This is a genomic window from Streptomyces sp. NPDC043685, from assembly GCF_056436585.1.
The window spans coordinates 260,102-274,703 of the sequence record NZ_JBWKCH010000009.1; the positions used below are offsets into that span (position 1 = coordinate 260,102).

Genomic DNA, 14,602 nt, shown 5'->3' on the forward strand with positions numbered 1-14,602 from the left:
TCCGCGGCCGTGCCGTCCCGCACCGGGCCGTCGGGCTCAGTAGTTCACGTCGGCGTCCTGCAGCGTCTTCGTCGTGTCGACGAAGCCCTTGCGCGCCGACACCAGCCGCCCCTCCCGCACCACCTGGAGGGTCACGTTCGCGTTGACCAGGCGCGGGAAGCCCACCGAGGCGAGTTTGTCCTGGAACCGCCACCGAAGCGTCGGCGTGAGCCCGCCCGTGGTGACCTTCAGACCGTCGTCCAGGGCCTCCGTCACCGTGTCCGCGGTCACCTCGCCGCCGCCGAGCGACTCGGCGATCTGCCGGAACACCGTGTAGGCGATCCACGTGGTCTGCACTCCGGCGTCCGCGGGGTCGATGCGGTTGTCGCCGAAGGCCTCCTCGCGGATCACCCGCTTCATCTCGTCCCAGCGCGGGTCGCTCGCCACCGGGTACCAGCCGGTGATGTACGAGCCCTCGTAGGGCCCCGAGGCGCCGCCGGTCGCGTCGATCACCGTCTGGTCGACGCTGCCGAGCACGGTGGCCGTCCGCACGTCCGGGTAGTCCTCGCGGGCCCGCCGGAAGGAGTCCATGAAGGTGCCGTTGCGGTCCCCCAGCGCGGGCACCACGCACCCGTCGTCCGCCGCGCCGGCCGTCGTCGTGCGCAGCGCGCGCTCCGCCTGGCCGTCGTACTCGGTGGCGTCCTCCGCCGCCCGCAGGTCGTGCGAGGCCCGGTGCCCGCCCGCCTTCAGACCGGAGTCGAGCAGCGGGGGCAGTTGATCGCCCGTGATGGTGTCGGGCCGGATCAGCGCGACGGTCCCGCACCCGGCGAGGGCGCTGCCCAGACCGGCGAGCAGTGCGGGCTGGCCGCCGTTGACCGGGTAGGACAGGGGGCTGGTGAACTCGGCGTTGGTGATGCCGTAGCCGCCTATGTAGGGGATGCCGGCGCCCTCCAGCGAGGGGAAGAAGGAGTCCGCGTGCTGGCTGTAGGACCCGACGACCGCGACCACGTTCTCCTTGGCGGCCCGCCGGGCGCACTTCGCGGCCGCCACGCTGTCGTTGTGGTCGTTGCAGGTCAGCACGTTGAGCTCGCGGCCGTCGATCCCGCCGTGGGCGTTGACCCAGCGGGCGTAGGCCTGGGCGAAGGCGGGCATGCCGGGCTTGTTGGTGGCCTTGGTGTCCTGCGGGGCCCAGGTCATGACGGTGATGGTGTCGCCCCCGGCATCCCCCGTGGTGCCGGGGACGACACCGCAGCCGGCGAGGAGCGACGCGCTCGCGACCGCCGTGCCCGCGCGGAGTATCCCGTTTCTGGCGTGACGGGTGAGGAGGCCGGGGAGGAATGGGCTGCGGATGCGTCGCCTGCCGGTCATGGTTCCGCACGATTCCGTCACATGACCAACCCTTGAGTGATCTCTGGTCGACAATGGGTGACGCGCCGGTGAATTGCGGGGGTCGGTGTGACCGATGTGGAGGGGAACGTACGATCGATGACCGTGCAAGCTTCGGAAAACTCTTCCCGTCGTGGCCGTCGCTCATCCACCATGGGCGGCATGCCTGTCAACGACATGCCGTGGTGGCGCTGGCGCAGCAACGTGCGCTCGGCGTTGCACATGCTCTCCGACCCGGGGTTCCAGAGGGAGGTCTGGCTGGCCGGCGTGGAGGGCTACGGGGACGTGACCGACGCGGTGTACCGGCTGGTCGAGGACACCTGGCTGGACCACTGGTCCGCCGAGAAGTACGTCGGCACGATCTTCCGCGACTCCCAGGAGGCGGCCCTCGTCGACACCGCGGTGCTGCGGGTGCTGCGGATCATGCACCAGGTCGGGCCGGACGCACCGGTCGCCGCGTACCTCGAGCACGAGGCGTGGCCGGAGGCGGTCCGGGCGGCCCGGGACGCGCATGTGCGGCTCGCGGCGAGCGACGGCGAGGAACCGGACACGCCGCCGCGCAGCCTCGACGTGCTGCGGATCATGACCAGGTCCGCCTAGCGGGACGATTGCCGGTGGTGTCGTTCCTTGTGGGAACCTGTCCTGCATGAACGAGCAGTCCACCAGCGCCGCGGTCCCGCCCGACCAGTACGTCCTCACCCTGTCCTGCCCTGACCGCAAGGGCATCGTGCACGCCGTGTCGAGCTACCTCTTCATGACCGGGTGCAACATCGAGGACAGTCAGCAGTTCGGCGACCACGACACGGGACTGTTCTTCATGCGGGTCCACTTCTCGGCGGACGCGCCGGTGACCGTGGAGAAGCTGCGGGCCAGCTTCGCGGCGATCGGTGACTCGTTCCAGATGGACTGGCAGATCAACCGGGCCGACCAGAAGATGCGCATCCTGCTGATGGTCAGCAAGTTCGGGCACTGCCTGAACGACCTGCTGTTCCGGGCGCGGACCGGGGCGTTGCCGGTGGAGATCGCCGGGGTGGTGTCGAACCACACGGACTTCGCCGAGCTGGTGGGCTCGTACAACATCCCCTTCCACCACATTCCGGTGACGAAGGACACGAAGGCCGAGGCCGAGGCGCAGCTGCTGGAGATCGTGCGCGACGAGGGTGTGGAACTGGTCGTGCTCGCCCGGTACATGCAGGTGCTGTCGGACGACCTGTGCAAGGCGCTCTCCGGGCGGATCATCAACATCCATCACTCGTTCCTGCCGAGCTTCAAGGGCGCGAAGCCGTACCATCAGGCGCACGCCCGGGGTGTGAAGCTGATCGGAGCCACCGCTCACTATGTGACGGCCGACCTCGACGAGGGGCCGATCATCGAGCAGGAGGTCGAGCGGGTCGGGCACGACGTGACGCCCGAGGGGCTGGTCGCGATCGGGCGTGACGTGGAGTGCCAGGCGCTGGCGCGGGCCGTGAAGTGGCATGCGGAGCGGAGGATTCTGCTCAATGGGCGGCGGACTGTGATTTTCGCCTAGTAGCCCGGGTTGTCCTGTTTCGTGGCGGGTGCGGGTTGTGTGTGGTTGTTCGCGCAGTTCCCCGCGCCCCCAGGGGCGCGCCCCCCGAGGCCGGGTCTACATCCTGCTCAGTGAGGCGGCCGCGAACAGGACGTCCCTGATCGCCTCTTTGTCTCCCACCTGGCCTGCCGCCGCCTCCTGCGGAGGGACGTGGCCGGCGGCCAGGCGGCAGAACTCGACGCCGTCCAGGGCCACATGGGCCACCTCGTGCTCGGCGGAGCCCTTCGCCGCGGGGGAGTCCAGCGGGATCAGCCACTCGCCGCCGCCCGAGCCCTCGATCTCCAGGCGGAGGCTGCGGCCCGGTTCGCCCGCCGCGACCAGGTGGCGGTGGTGGGCGGGGGAGGCCAGGCCGGCCAGGCGGCGGTGGGCCAGGGCCGTCGGCAGCATCCGGGCCGCCAGGTCGATCATCCGGTGCAGATGGCGCGGCGAGGGCGGGTCGTAGGGGTAGTCGACCGCGTCGGCGATGTCCTCCGCGTGCACCCAGCACTCGAAGGCGCGGTCGAGCATCGCGTCGTGCAGGGGCAGCTCGAAGTCGCCGTAGGAGACGGGCAGCCGGCCGCCGCCGTCCGTGAAGGCCACCGTGCGCACGAGGTGGTGGCTCTGTTCCCGCCAGGGCGCCCGCAGGAAGCGGGAGGGCGGGAAGTGCGAGGCGCGCCAGAACGCCTCGGTGCGCCCCGCCGGAGTCGGGTGCCGGGGCGGGGCGTCGCCCAGCGGGTCGTCCAGGCCGAGCGCGACCGCCACCAGGCCGTCGACGCTGAGCAGGTGCGCGATGACCCCGGCGACGGTGGTGCGGCGGCTGGTCGGCTCGTCGGAGCGGAACCAGCGCAGCCGTACCGGCGCGTGCCACTCGGCGTCGCCGAAGTCCTGGAGCAGCGCGTCCAGGCGCGCGGTCTCGGCGTCGTAGGCGGCCGCCCACTCCGGTACCGGGATGCGCGGCGGGCGCCGCTCCAGGCAGGTCTGAAGGACGCGGGTGCGCAGTCCGGGGTCCAGGTCGAGACTCTCGGAGCGTTGCAGCAGTCCGACCGCCTGGCGCAGCCGCCGGGCCTCGTCGGCGCAGTCGCCGCACTCGCCGAGGTGCTCCTCGACGGCCGTGGCCTCCTCGGCCGAGCAGGCGGCCAGTGCCCAGGCGCCGAGCAGGGCCTTCAGCACGGCGTGCTCGAAGACGGGCGGTGCGGGCGGCGGCGTGGGCAGCGGCAGTCCGCCGTCCTCGACGGAGATCCGGGGCATGGGGATGCGCGGCGGGCGTCCGGGCTCCGGGGTGTCGCCGCCGTCGTCCCGGGCGCCGTCCCCGTCCCGCCGGCTGCCCTGCTCCTCGCGGCCGTCCTCCTCGCCGCCGTCGTACGCCTCGAACCGCTCCGGCCCGTTCACACCGCACCCCCGAATCCGGGCGGTGCGCCCGGTGCCTCGGTCTCGTGGGCGGTGGAGAGCAGTTGCAGGCCCAGGCGCAGCCGGCGGCGGGCCTCGTCCTCGGTGATGCCCAGGTCGGCGGCGGTCTGGCGGTAGTCGCGGCGCTGGAAGTAGGCCCGTTCCAGGGCCGAGCGCAGCGGGACCGGCATGGACTGGACGATGTAGTCGGCGCGGGCGGCGACCGAGGCGCGGCGCACCCGGTGCTCCAGCTCCTCCGCGGTGCCGGCGCCGTCGCGGGCGAGGGCGGCGGTCTCGGTGGCGCGCAGCCGCTGCACCGCCAGCCGGTGGGTCAGCGTGGCGACCCAGGTGCGCAACGGGCCCTGCTTGGGGTCGTAGGTGTCGGGATGCTCCCAGACGTGGAGGAAGACCTCGCGGGTGACGCGGTCGGCGGCGTGTTCGTCGCCGAGCACGCGGTGGGCCAGGCCGTGCACCAGGGAGGCGAACCGGTCGTAGAGCTCACCGAGGGCGGCCGCCTCTCCGCGGGTGAGCCGCTGCTGCATCTTGCGGTCCCAGCGCGGCGGTACGTCCTTTTTCGCCATGCGGCCCCCTCACCCCCTGCTCGTGTCCCGCGCGCGTGCCCTGTCCAGCCTGTGCCCGACGTCTCCTCGAATGTAGTCGGCACGTCCGGTAGCGCACGCCCCTTTGTGGCAATGTGCGCCCCCTGACCGGCCGCAGGTGGTAGAGGACCACCGGCGCTCGCACCGGGGGCCTTTGGGCTCGCGCCTACCCATGAACCCTCCGATCAGACCTGACTGAAGAGGATCGAACAGGATCGAACTCGACTAAAACAAGCCTCTTACGTGGGGGATCCGTTTTTCGGGTTGCGTTTCGGGGAAACGCCCGCTGGGCAGCCGCGCTGCAAGGAAGCGTAGGGACTGCTTCCGTTCTGGCGAGCGAGGGGCGTGGTGGTGACCTTCAAAGTGACCGGCGGTGAGCAGGGCCAATGGGCCGTGCTCCAGGTGTCGGGCGAGCTGGATCTGGTGACATCCCCGGTGCTGCGTCAGCGCGTGCACGACGTGGTCGCCGAGGGACACCACTGTCTCGTCCTGGATCTGTCCGAGGTGTTCTTCTGCGACTCCAGCGGTGTCGGTGTGCTCATCGCGGCCCGCCGGCTGATCCGCTCCTGCCAGGGCCGGCTGCGCCTGGTGCTGCCCGCCCGGGGCGCGGCCGACGGCTCCCACGTCAACCGCGTCCTCGGCGCGCTGGGCGTCCGCAGGCTGTTCGACGTGTACGGCGATGTGGACGAGGCCCTGGGCGACGAGGGCGAACCCCTGTCCGCGTGACGGGGCGGTGACGCACGGTCGGCCGAGTGTCGCCGTTCCGGCACACCGTTGTCCCGGAATTCCCCCGGTCTTGGCTGAAGTGACGTTTTTCCACGCCCGAACGGCTCCCTCCGTCGTACGCTCCGACCGAGACCCACCCCACCCGACGTAAGGCGGCCCGAGAGAGACATGGTCAGCAGCGAGTACGAGCGCAGGATCGCCGCCCGGTTCGCCACCTTCGACCAGGACGGCAACGGCTACATCGACCGCGAGGACTTCTACGGCGCGGCCAAGGGGCTCCTGGCGGAGTTCGGCGTGGCGGCCCGGTCCGACAAGGGGCAGGCCCTGTACGGCGGTGCCGAGGCCTTCTGGCAGGGCATGGCCGGGATGGCGGACCGCGACGGCGACCAGCGCATCACGCGCGAGGAGTTCGTCAACGGCGCGGTCAAGCGCCTGCGCGACAACCCCGACCGGTTCGCCGAGATCGCCCGCCCCTTCCTGCACGCGGCCCTGGACGTCGCCGACACCGACGGTGACGGTGCCGCGACGGTCGAGGAGGCCGCACGCGTCCTGAAGTGTCTCGGCGTCCCCGAGGACGCCGCCCGGCCGGCCGCCGCCGCGCTCGACGGGGACGGTGACGGCAAGGTCGGCGAGGCCGAGGTCGTCCCGGCCTTCGCCCGCTACTTCACCGTGCCCGAATAGGCCGAACAGCCCGAGCAGGCCGCGCGCCCGAGCGTTCTCACATGCCCGCGAAGCGCGCGCGGAGCCGGTACTTCAGCACCTTCCGCAGGGTCTCGCCCCGCGGAAGGGCGTCCACCACCTCCAGCCGCTCGGGCAGCTTGTGCACCGACAGCCCCTCGGCGCGCAGGAAGGCGGTCACGCCCGCGAGCGTCAACGCCTCCGATCCCGGGGGCTGTTCCACCACCGCGCACACCAGCTCCCCGCGTTCGGCGTCCGGCAGCCCGATCACCGCCACGTCGCCGACCGCCGGGTGCCGGTGCAGCAGGTCCTCGATCTCCCGGGCCGGGATGTTCTCGCCCTTGCGGATGATCACGTCCTTCAGGCGGCCGGTGAGCACCAGGTGCCCGGTCTCCGTCAGGTGCCCCAGATCGCCGGTGCGCAGGAACCCGTCCTCGTCGAAGGCCTGAGCCGTGTGCCCCGGGTCCAGGTACCCGCGGCACACGGCCTCCCCGCGCAGCCGCACCTCCCCGTCCACGACGCGGATCTCCATGCCCTCCGGTGGCCGTCCCTCGGTCGTCGCCAGCAGCTCGGAGCCGTCGTCCGGTGCCCCCATGGTGATCATCGGCACCTCGGTCATGCCGTAGCCGTGGGTGAGCTGCACGCCCATCTCCCGCACCACGGCGTGGTACAGCTCCGGCGGCTTGGGCGCCCCGCCGCCCGCCAGCAGCCGCAGGGTCGGCACCACGGGCGTGTCCGGCCGCCTGCGCTGCTCGGCCAGGAACATCGAGTAGAACGCCGTCGACCCGCCGGCCATGGTCACCCCGTGCGCGCGGTAGGCATCCAGCGCCTCCGGCAGCGCGAACTGCTCGAACAGCACCGCCGGGAAGCCGTACAGCAGCAGCATCACGGTGTAGTCGGGCCCGCCGATGTGGGCGTAGGGGAAGGCGATCGAGCCCACGTCGTCCGCCGAGGGGCGCAGCGCGTGGGCCAGGCAGGAGCCGCCCGCGAGCAGCGAACGGTCCGTGTGCAGCACGCCCTTGGGTTCGGAGGTGGTGCCGGACGTCCAGTAGATCCAGCGGACGGCGGTGCCGTCGCGGGGCGGGGGAGGCAGCACGGAGGGGTCGCCGTCGGGCAGGTCGCCGTAGGCCTCGAAGACGCCCTTGGCGCCCAGCCGGCGGGCCATCTCCGCGTGGTCGAAACCGCGCCAGAGGCCCGGCACGGCGAAGAACTCCGCCCGGGACTCGCGCAGCGCGAAGCCGACCTCGCGGTCCCGGTGGAAGGGGATCAGCGGGCTCTGCACGGCGCCGAGCCGGGCCAGGGCGAAGGACAGCACGGCCGTCTCGATACGGGTGGGCAGCTGCCAGGCCACCACGGTGCCGGGGCGTACGCCCATGCCGTGCAGCCCGGCCGCGACCCGCTCGGCACGCGCGCGCAGGCCCTCGAAGGTGAGCGTGCGGCCGTCCTGGAGGAACAGCGGCCGGTCGGGGGTGAGAGCGGCGCGGCGGGTGACCAGCTCCCACAGGGTGCGGGACGAACTCAGGGCGTGCGGGGTGTCGTTCACTGCTGCCCCCTGCTCCTTGGGTACCGCTTGGCTGACGGGTTGTCAGATGCGATGCTATCTGACGGAGTATCAGATGAGCACCGTCTGGCGGAGGGGACCCATGGCGACCGAACTGCCCCGCATCATCAGCGTCGACGACCACGTGATCGAGCCCGCCCACCTCTTCGAGACCTGGCTGCCGGCCCGGTACCGCGAGCGCGGGCCCAAGGCGCTGACCGCCGGCATCGGTGAACTCGCCTACATCGGCGGCACCTACCGGATCACCATGGACCCGGACGGCCAGCCCACCGACTGGTGGATCTACGAGGACCTGAAGTTCCCGTACAAGCGCAACATCGCCGCCGTCGGCTTCGACCGGGACGAGATGACCCTGGAGGGCATCACCCGCGCGGAGATGCGGCCCGGCTGCTGGGACCCGGCGGAACGGCTGAAGGACATGGACCTCAACCATGTCGAGGCGAGCCTCTGCTTCCCCACCTTCCCCCGGTTCTGCGGGCAGACCTTCGCCGAGGCGCACGACAAGGAGGTCGCCCTCGCCTGTGTGCGCGCCTACAACGACTGGATGGTCGAGGAGTGGTGCGGCGACAGCGGTGGGCGGCTCATCCCGCTGTGCCTGATCCCGCTGTGGGACGTGGACCTCGCGGTCGCGGAGATCCGCCGCAACGCCGCGCGCGGGGTCAGGGCGGTGACCTTCTCCGAGATCCCCACCCACCTGGGCCTGCCGTCCATCCACTCCGGCTACTGGGACCCGTTCTTCGCCGTCTGTCAGGAGACCGGGACGGTCGTCAACATGCACATCGGCAGCAGCTCCCAGATGCCCGCAGCCTCACCGGACGCCCCGCCCGCCGTCCAGGCCTCCCTCAGCTTCAACAACGCGATGGCCTCGATGATGGACTTCCTCTTCAGCGGGGTCCTGGTGCGCTTCCCGCGCCTCAAACTGGCCTACTCCGAGGGCCAGATGGGCTGGGTCCCCTACGCCCTGGAGCGCGCCGACGACGTGTGGGAGGAGCACCGCGCCTGGGGCGGCGTGCGCGAGACGGTCCCCGAGCCGCCGTCGACGTACTACTACCGGCAGATGTACTGCTGCTTCTTCCGCGACAAGCACGGCGTCGCCTCGATCGACGTGGTCGGCCGGGACAACGCCACCTTCGAGACCGACTACCCGCACGTCGACTCGACCTTCCCGCACACCAAGGAGGTCGCCCTCGACCATGTGAAGGGCCTCGACGACGAGACGGTGTACAAGCTGATGCGGGGCAACGCCATCCGGATGCTCGGCCTGGACCTGGACTCGGACCGCTGAGGCCCGCCGATGGATTTGTCGTACACGCCCGAGGAGGAGGACTTCCGGGCCCGGCTGCGCGACTGGCTCGCGCGCACGCTCCCCGGCCTCCCGCCCGAGCCGTCCCCCGACGACTGGCCCGGGCGGCGGGCGTACGACCTCGGCTGGCAGCGCAGGCTCCACGACGCCGGATACGCCGACGTGCACTGGGGTGCCTCCCCGACCCTGCGGCTGATCTTCCTGGAGGAGACCGAGAAGGCCGGTGCGCCCTATGTGGGGGCCAACTTCGTGGGGCTGCTGCACGCCGGCCCGACCATCGCCGCCGAGGGCACGGCGCGGCAGCGGGAGCGCTGGCTGCCGCCGATCCTGCGCGGCGAGGAGGTCTGGTGCCAGGGCTTCAGCGAACCGGAGGCGGGCTCCGACCTGGCGGCGCTGCGCACGCGCGCCCGGCGCGACGGCGACTCCTACGTGGTGACCGGTTCCAAGATCTGGACCTCCCACGCGGAAGTCGCCGACTGGTGCGAGCTGTTGGTCCGCACCGACCCCGAGGCGCCCCGGCACCGGGGCATCACCTGGCTCGCCCTGCCCATGGACGCGCCCGGCATCACCGTACGGCCGCTGCGCACGCTCGCCGGGTCGGCCGAGTTCGCCGAGGTGTTCCTCGACGAGGTGCGGGTGCCGGTGGCGAACCGGGTGGGGGAGGAGAACGACGGCTGGCGCGTGACCATGGTGACGCTGTCCTTCGAGCGGGGCACGGCCTTCGCGGGCGAGGTCGTCGCCTGCCGCCGGGTGCTGGGCGAACTGGCCGCCGAGGCCCGCGAGAACGGTCGCTGGGACGACCCGGTGCTCAGGCGCCGGCTGGGCAGGCTCAACGCCGAGTTCCGGGCGCTGTGGCGGCTCACGCAGTGGAACGTGAGCGCGGCGGAGGCCTCGGGCGGCGTGCCGGGCGCCGCGGGCTCGGTCTTCAAGCTCCGCTACTCGCACGCCCGCCAGGAGCTCTACGACGCCGCCGCCGAGGTGCTGGGGCCCGACTGCCTCGACCTGGACCGGCCGTGGACGCTCCACCGGCTGTCCTCCCTCTCCTACACCATCGCCGCCGGCACCTCGCAGATCCAGCACGGCATCATCGCCGAGCGCCTCCTCGGCCTGCCGAAAGGACGGTGAGACGCGGTGCGGTTCCGCCTGACCGACGACCAGCGCGCACTGCGGGAGGGAGTACGGCTGCTGCTCACCCGGCGCTTCGGCGCGGAGGCACTGCGGGCGGCCGTGGGGGCGGGTGAGACCGCCGACGGCGCGGGGGGTGACGCCCCGGGGACGGGTCGTGCGGCTGCCCGGCCGGAGCGGGACGCTGCCGGGGTCGGGGTCGGGGTCGGGGCCGGTTCCTGGCGGCTGGACCGGGGGCTGTGGCGGGTCCTCGGGGACGCCGGTTTCTTCTCGCTGCGGCTGCCGGAGGCGGACGGAGGGGTGGGACTGGGGCTGCCGGAGGCGGTGTTGGTGTTCGAGGAGGCGGGGCGGGCGCTGCTGCCCGGGCCGCTCGTCGCCACCCACCTGGCGGCCGGTACCGTCCCGGGCGCGGCCACCGGGGAGACGGTGGTGACGGCCGTGGACGGCGGGCCGGTCGAGTGGCTGGCGGAGGCGGACGTCGTACGCGGGGACGCCACCGGGGCCATGCCGCTGCGGTCGGTCGATCCGCTCACCCCCCTGCACCGCGTGCCCGCCGGGCATACCGCCGCCCCCGACCCCGTGGCGATCCTGCTCACCGCCGCCGAGCAACTCGGCACCGCCGCGCGCGTCGGTGAACTGGCGGCGCAACACGCCCGGGCCCGCGAACAGTTCGGCCGGCCGGTCGGGGCGTTCCAGGCGGTGGCACACCTGTGCGCGGGGATCCTGGTCCGGGTGGAGACGGCCCGCGCCGCGGTGTACGCGGCCGCCGTCACCGCCGACCCGGCCGACATCGCCGCGGCCCGGCTCCTCGCCGACGAGGCCGCCGTGCGCGGCGCCCGCGACTGTCTCCAGGTGCACGGCGGCATGGGCTTCACCTGGGAGTCCGACGTCCATCTGCATCTGAAACGCGCATGGGTTCGAACCCAACGTGCGGGCGGTGTCACGGAGAGTGAGGAGCTGCTCGCGGCCGCCCTGTTGCCCGGGGCGGCCTGACAGGCCGTCTGGCTGCGGTATCGCCGCGCGTGCGCCGGAAGATGTCATGGATCGTGGCATGACGGGATCACGGAGCGTTGATACCGGCTTGTGTCCTCAGCGTGACTCGTCACGACCTGGAGTCGATGGCCCGCTCCGGTACCTTGTGTGAGATGCGAGTGGCTCCGAGCGCAGTGCGACCCAGTGGCGCGGCCTGTTCGACTGCCCGCGGCGAGCGTCGCACAGTATGCCGCACGGGTAATCCTTCGCGCTGGAATATGCCCGAAGCGCTTGTTGGCGTGACTGTACGTCAACCATGCTGTCCCACAAGGGATTCACGTTCCGTGATCCTTGTCCCGGCCGTTGTTCTGGCCATGCAGAAAATGGCTACGATCGTGGCCCTCGTGAGGCGCGAGCCTAAGTGTCCGCCGGTTCGGATGGTGTGAGCGGTGCAGGTGCTTCAAGTGCAGCTGGAGATCCGGCCCGACCCAGCAGAAGTGGGGCGAGCCCGGCGGTGGGCCCGCTCCCGCCTGGCCGGGTCCGGCATACAGGCCGACGAACCCCTCGCCGAGACGCTGATCCTGCTGGTCTCCGAACTCGTCACCAACGCCGTGGTGCACACCGGCCGTCCCGCCGTCCTGCGGCTGTCCCTGCCTCCCGTGGTGACGGAGGAGGCCACCGTCCGTCTCGAGGTCGCGGACCGCAGCGGCCGGGCCCCCGTGCCCCGGTGCGCCGGCGACGACGCGACCGGCGGGCGGGGCCTGGCTCTCGTCGACGGGCTCGCCGACCGCTGGGGCTGGAGCGTCGAGGCCACCGGCAAGCGCATCTGGTGCGAACTGGACCGGTGCGCGAAGTCCCCCGGCCTGTCGGCGTCGTGCGGGGGCGGGGCGGTGGCCTACGGCGGCGGGGCCGCCTTCGAGGGGCTGGCCTACGAGGCGGTGTAGCGCGGCGGCACATGCCGCGGGGCTGTGCGGCGGTGCCGGGGCACGGATGCAGGCCGACGGCCGGTTGCCGTCGCGGCATGCGGCGGTGCGCCGGGATGTGCTTCCGTGCGCGCCCACGGCAAAAGCCGCATAAACGATATTCCGCCGAACGGGTGTTGACGCGTCGTGACCATGTGCTCACGCTGGTGAGCAGCGATTCGCCGTGAGGGGACGACGAGGGCTTCGGTGGACGGCAGCCCTCGTCGAGTGTGAGTCGTGATTCGGCGTCGGCTTCCTTCGGGGCCAGGAAGTCGGGGCGGGAGCGCCGGAGTCGGGTGGCGGCGCGCGCTGCCGTGCTCGGGGCGAGCAGCGCGGCGCCGCCATCCAGCTTCAGGGGATGGCGGCCCGGCCGCGCCGGGGCCTACAGCACGGCGACCGGCGCCACCGGAGAGCCGGTCGCCCCGGTGAACGGCTCGGGGGTCGCCGTCAGCAGGAACGCGTACCGGCCCGCTTGTCCACAGGCTGTGGACAACTCTTCGAGATTCCAGTTCTGGCCCTGCGGCATGCCCATCTCGACGAGGTGCAGGGCGTGCACCGGCAGCCAGAGGTCCGCCACCTCCGGCGGGAACACCTCGAAGGTCAGGGTGTCGTTGGCGACGGCCGCGACGTCGCGCGCGTGGAACCACCGCGGCGTACGGATCGAAAGACCCGGCGACGGATGCGCGTAGCCGTACCGGTCCCCGGCCAGGCAGACCCTGATCTGCCCGGTCCGTACGAGCACGACGTCTCCGGCCCGCACCCGGGTGCCGGCCAGTTCCTCGGCGGCCTCCAGGTCCTCGGGCGTCACCGCGTACCCGCCGTCGAGCCGGTCCGTGCCCCGGGCCCGGGCGACGTCGAGCAGCACCCCGCGGGAGACGATGTGCCGGACGGTGCCGATACCGCTGAACTCGGCTCCGCCGTGCGCGGTGACGGTGCCGGCGGGACGGCCGTTGTAGAGCCGGCCCCCGTGCGAGACGTGGGACAGGGCGTCCCAGTGGGTGGCGGCCTGGAGTCCCATGGTCACGACGTCGTCGCTGCACGCGACCGTGCCCGGGCCGAAGATCTCCTGGTTGATCTGCACCATCGCGTGCAGCGGGTCGATCCGGCCGGGGATCATGCCGGTCTGCACGCCGTCCTGCCGGAGGGGCAGGGCGAGCGGGATGCACAGGCCGGTGCGCACGGTCGCCGCGGCTCGCCTGACGACCTCGTCGGTGATCAGGTTCAGAGTGCCGATCTCGTCGTCGGCTCCCCAACGGCCCCAGTTGTTGACGCGCTTGGCGATGTCGTGGAACGCGTCCGGCAGCGACATGGGCCCTCCCCGGGGCTTGTCTTCCCGTATCTGACGGGTCGTAGAATCCGGTGACGAGGTATCTAACGGTCCGTCAGAAACCGTGGGACGGGAAGGGGCCGGGCGTGGGGAACTTCTTGGCAGGCAAGGTCGTCGCCGTCACGGGCGCCGGGCGGGGCATCGGCCGGGCGGTCGCCCTCGCGGCGGCGGCCGAGGGGGCGAGGGTCGTCGTCAACGACTACGGCGTCTCGGTCGACGGCGGCTCGCCGACGAGCGAGATCGCCGAGGCCGTGGTCAAGGAGATCGAGGCGACGGGCGGCACGGCCGTGGCCGTCGCCGACGACATCTCCACGATGGCGGGCGGGCAGCGGGTCGTCGACGTGGCGCTGGCCTCGTTCGGGCGGCTGGACGGGGTGGTCTGCGTCGCCGGGATCCTGCGGGAGCGGATGCTGTTCAACATGACCGAGGAGGAGTGGGACCCGGTCGTCGCGACGCATCTCAAGGGCACCTTCACGGTGTTCCGGGCGGCCTCCGCGGTGATGCGGAAACAGCGCTCCGGCACGCTCATCGGCTTCACCAGCGGCAACCACCAGGGGTCGGTGTCCCAGGCCAACTACAGCGCCGCCAAGGGCGGGATCATCTCGCTGGTGCGCAGCGCCGCGCTGGGGCTGCACAAGTACGGGGTGACCGCGAACGCGGTGGCGCCGGTCGCCCGGACCCGGATGTCGGCGGGAGTGCCGGTGGAACTGGCCGAGATCGGGGAGCCGGAGGACGTCGCCGCGCTGGTGGTCTACCTGCTGTCCGACGCGGCCGCCCGGCGGGAGATCACCGGGCAGGTGTACACGGTGGCCGGGGCGAAGATCGCGGTGTGGGCGCAGCCGAGGGAACTGCGCGCCGCGTACGCCCCCGGCGGCTGGACCGCGGAGAGGATCGCGGAGTTCCTGCCCGGGTCGGTGGGGGTGGACCCGATGCCGATGCTGGAGCGGGTGCGGGAGATGGAGCGGGCGGCGGTCGAGGGGGAGCGGCCCAACGCCCAGTAGCCCGGGGGGTTCGGAGATTTGGCGGGTGCGGGTCCGTCGTGGTTGTTCGCG

Annotated in this window: 14 protein-coding genes; 9 read left to right on the plus strand and 5 right to left on the minus strand. The window is 72.2% G+C overall.

Annotation, left to right across the window (positions count from 1 at the left end):
- Window positions 1–36: 36 nt before the first annotated feature.
- Window positions 37–1,347, minus strand: coding sequence for an ABC transporter substrate-binding protein (locus AC0665_RS28875; protein WP_478706072.1), 1,311 nt, complete (start codon window positions 1,345–1,347; stop codon window positions 37–39).
- A 117-nt stretch (window positions 1,348–1,464) separates the two neighbouring features.
- Between AC0665_RS28875 and AC0665_RS28880 the strand changes: the two genes are divergently transcribed.
- The gene (locus tag AC0665_RS28880) at window positions 1,465–1,965 is read left to right on the plus strand and encodes an SCO4402 family protein (protein ID WP_363119774.1); all 501 of its coding nucleotides are present in this window, start codon (window positions 1,465–1,467) and stop codon (window positions 1,963–1,965) included.
- A gap of 46 nt (window positions 1,966–2,011) precedes the next feature.
- Window positions 2,012–2,893 carry a formyltetrahydrofolate deformylase gene (gene purU / locus AC0665_RS28885; protein WP_468636267.1) on the plus strand — a complete coding sequence of 294 codons (882 nt, stop codon included), beginning with the start codon at window positions 2,012–2,014 and terminating at the stop codon, window positions 2,891–2,893.
- A 96-nt stretch (window positions 2,894–2,989) separates the two neighbouring features.
- Here the strand turns inward: purU and AC0665_RS28890 are convergent, their stop codons facing one another.
- Both AC0665_RS28890 and AC0665_RS28895 read right to left on the minus strand, forming a co-directional pair.
- Window positions 2,990–4,300, minus strand: coding sequence for a maleylpyruvate isomerase N-terminal domain-containing protein (locus AC0665_RS28890; protein WP_478607751.1), 1,311 nt, complete (start codon window positions 4,298–4,300; stop codon window positions 2,990–2,992).
- The gene (locus tag AC0665_RS28895; RefSeq protein ID WP_478706073.1) at window positions 4,297–4,878 is read right to left on the minus strand and encodes a sigma-70 family RNA polymerase sigma factor; all 582 of its coding nucleotides are present in this window, start codon (window positions 4,876–4,878) and stop codon (window positions 4,297–4,299) included. Before AC0665_RS28895 ends, AC0665_RS28890 begins: the two co-directional genes overlap by 4 nt.
- A 363-nt stretch (window positions 4,879–5,241) precedes the next feature.
- On the opposite strand from AC0665_RS28895, the gene AC0665_RS28900 reads away from it, so the two are divergent.
- Together AC0665_RS28900 and AC0665_RS28905 are read left to right on the plus strand one after the other, a co-directional pair.
- Window positions 5,242–5,622, plus strand: coding sequence for an STAS domain-containing protein (locus tag AC0665_RS28900; RefSeq protein WP_468411688.1), 381 nt, complete (start codon window positions 5,242–5,244; stop codon window positions 5,620–5,622).
- 168 nt (window positions 5,623–5,790) lie between these two features.
- Entirely contained in the window at window positions 5,791–6,303 is a 513-nt protein-coding gene (locus AC0665_RS28905) for an EF-hand domain-containing protein (protein WP_468411686.1), read from the plus strand.
- Between the two features lie 37 nt (window positions 6,304–6,340).
- Here the strand turns inward: AC0665_RS28905 and AC0665_RS28910 are convergent, their stop codons facing one another.
- The gene (locus tag AC0665_RS28910) at window positions 6,341–7,843 is read right to left on the minus strand and encodes a class I adenylate-forming enzyme family protein (protein ID WP_478706074.1); all 1,503 of its coding nucleotides are present in this window, start codon (window positions 7,841–7,843) and stop codon (window positions 6,341–6,343) included.
- A 100-nt stretch (window positions 7,844–7,943) separates the two neighbouring features.
- Between AC0665_RS28910 and AC0665_RS28915 the strand changes: the two genes are divergently transcribed.
- The 4 genes from AC0665_RS28915 to AC0665_RS28930 all read left to right on the plus strand — a co-directional run bounded on the left by AC0665_RS28915 (window position 7,944) and on the right by AC0665_RS28930 (window position 12,205).
- Window positions 7,944–9,146 carry an amidohydrolase family protein gene (locus AC0665_RS28915; RefSeq protein ID WP_468636274.1) on the plus strand — a complete coding sequence of 401 codons (1,203 nt, stop codon included), beginning with the start codon at window positions 7,944–7,946 and terminating at the stop codon, window positions 9,144–9,146.
- Window positions 9,147–9,155: 9 nt separating this feature from the next.
- Window positions 9,156–10,289 carry an acyl-CoA dehydrogenase gene (locus AC0665_RS28920; RefSeq protein WP_478607759.1) on the plus strand — a complete coding sequence of 378 codons (1,134 nt, stop codon included), beginning with the start codon at window positions 9,156–9,158 and terminating at the stop codon, window positions 10,287–10,289.
- 6 nt (window positions 10,290–10,295) lie between these two features.
- Window positions 10,296–11,282 (plus strand): acyl-CoA dehydrogenase family protein, encoded by a 987-nt coding sequence (locus AC0665_RS28925; protein WP_478607761.1) that lies wholly within the window; start codon window positions 10,296–10,298, stop codon window positions 11,280–11,282.
- 443 nt (window positions 11,283–11,725) lie between these two features.
- A complete protein-coding gene (locus AC0665_RS28930; protein ID WP_468412135.1) occupies window positions 11,726–12,205 on the plus strand; it encodes an ATP-binding protein in 480 nt (159 codons plus the stop codon).
- A 400-nt stretch (window positions 12,206–12,605) separates the two neighbouring features.
- On the opposite strand, the gene AC0665_RS28935 is transcribed toward AC0665_RS28930, so the two are convergent.
- Window positions 12,606–13,532, minus strand: coding sequence for a cyclase family protein (locus AC0665_RS28935; protein WP_478706075.1), 927 nt, complete (start codon window positions 13,530–13,532; stop codon window positions 12,606–12,608).
- A 104-nt stretch (window positions 13,533–13,636) separates the two neighbouring features.
- Between AC0665_RS28935 and AC0665_RS28940 the strand changes: the two genes are divergently transcribed.
- Complete coding sequence (locus tag AC0665_RS28940) at window positions 13,637–14,551, plus strand: SDR family NAD(P)-dependent oxidoreductase (protein WP_478509549.1); 915 nt, start codon at window positions 13,637–13,639, stop codon at window positions 14,549–14,551.
- Window positions 14,552–14,602 lie beyond the last annotated feature (51 nt).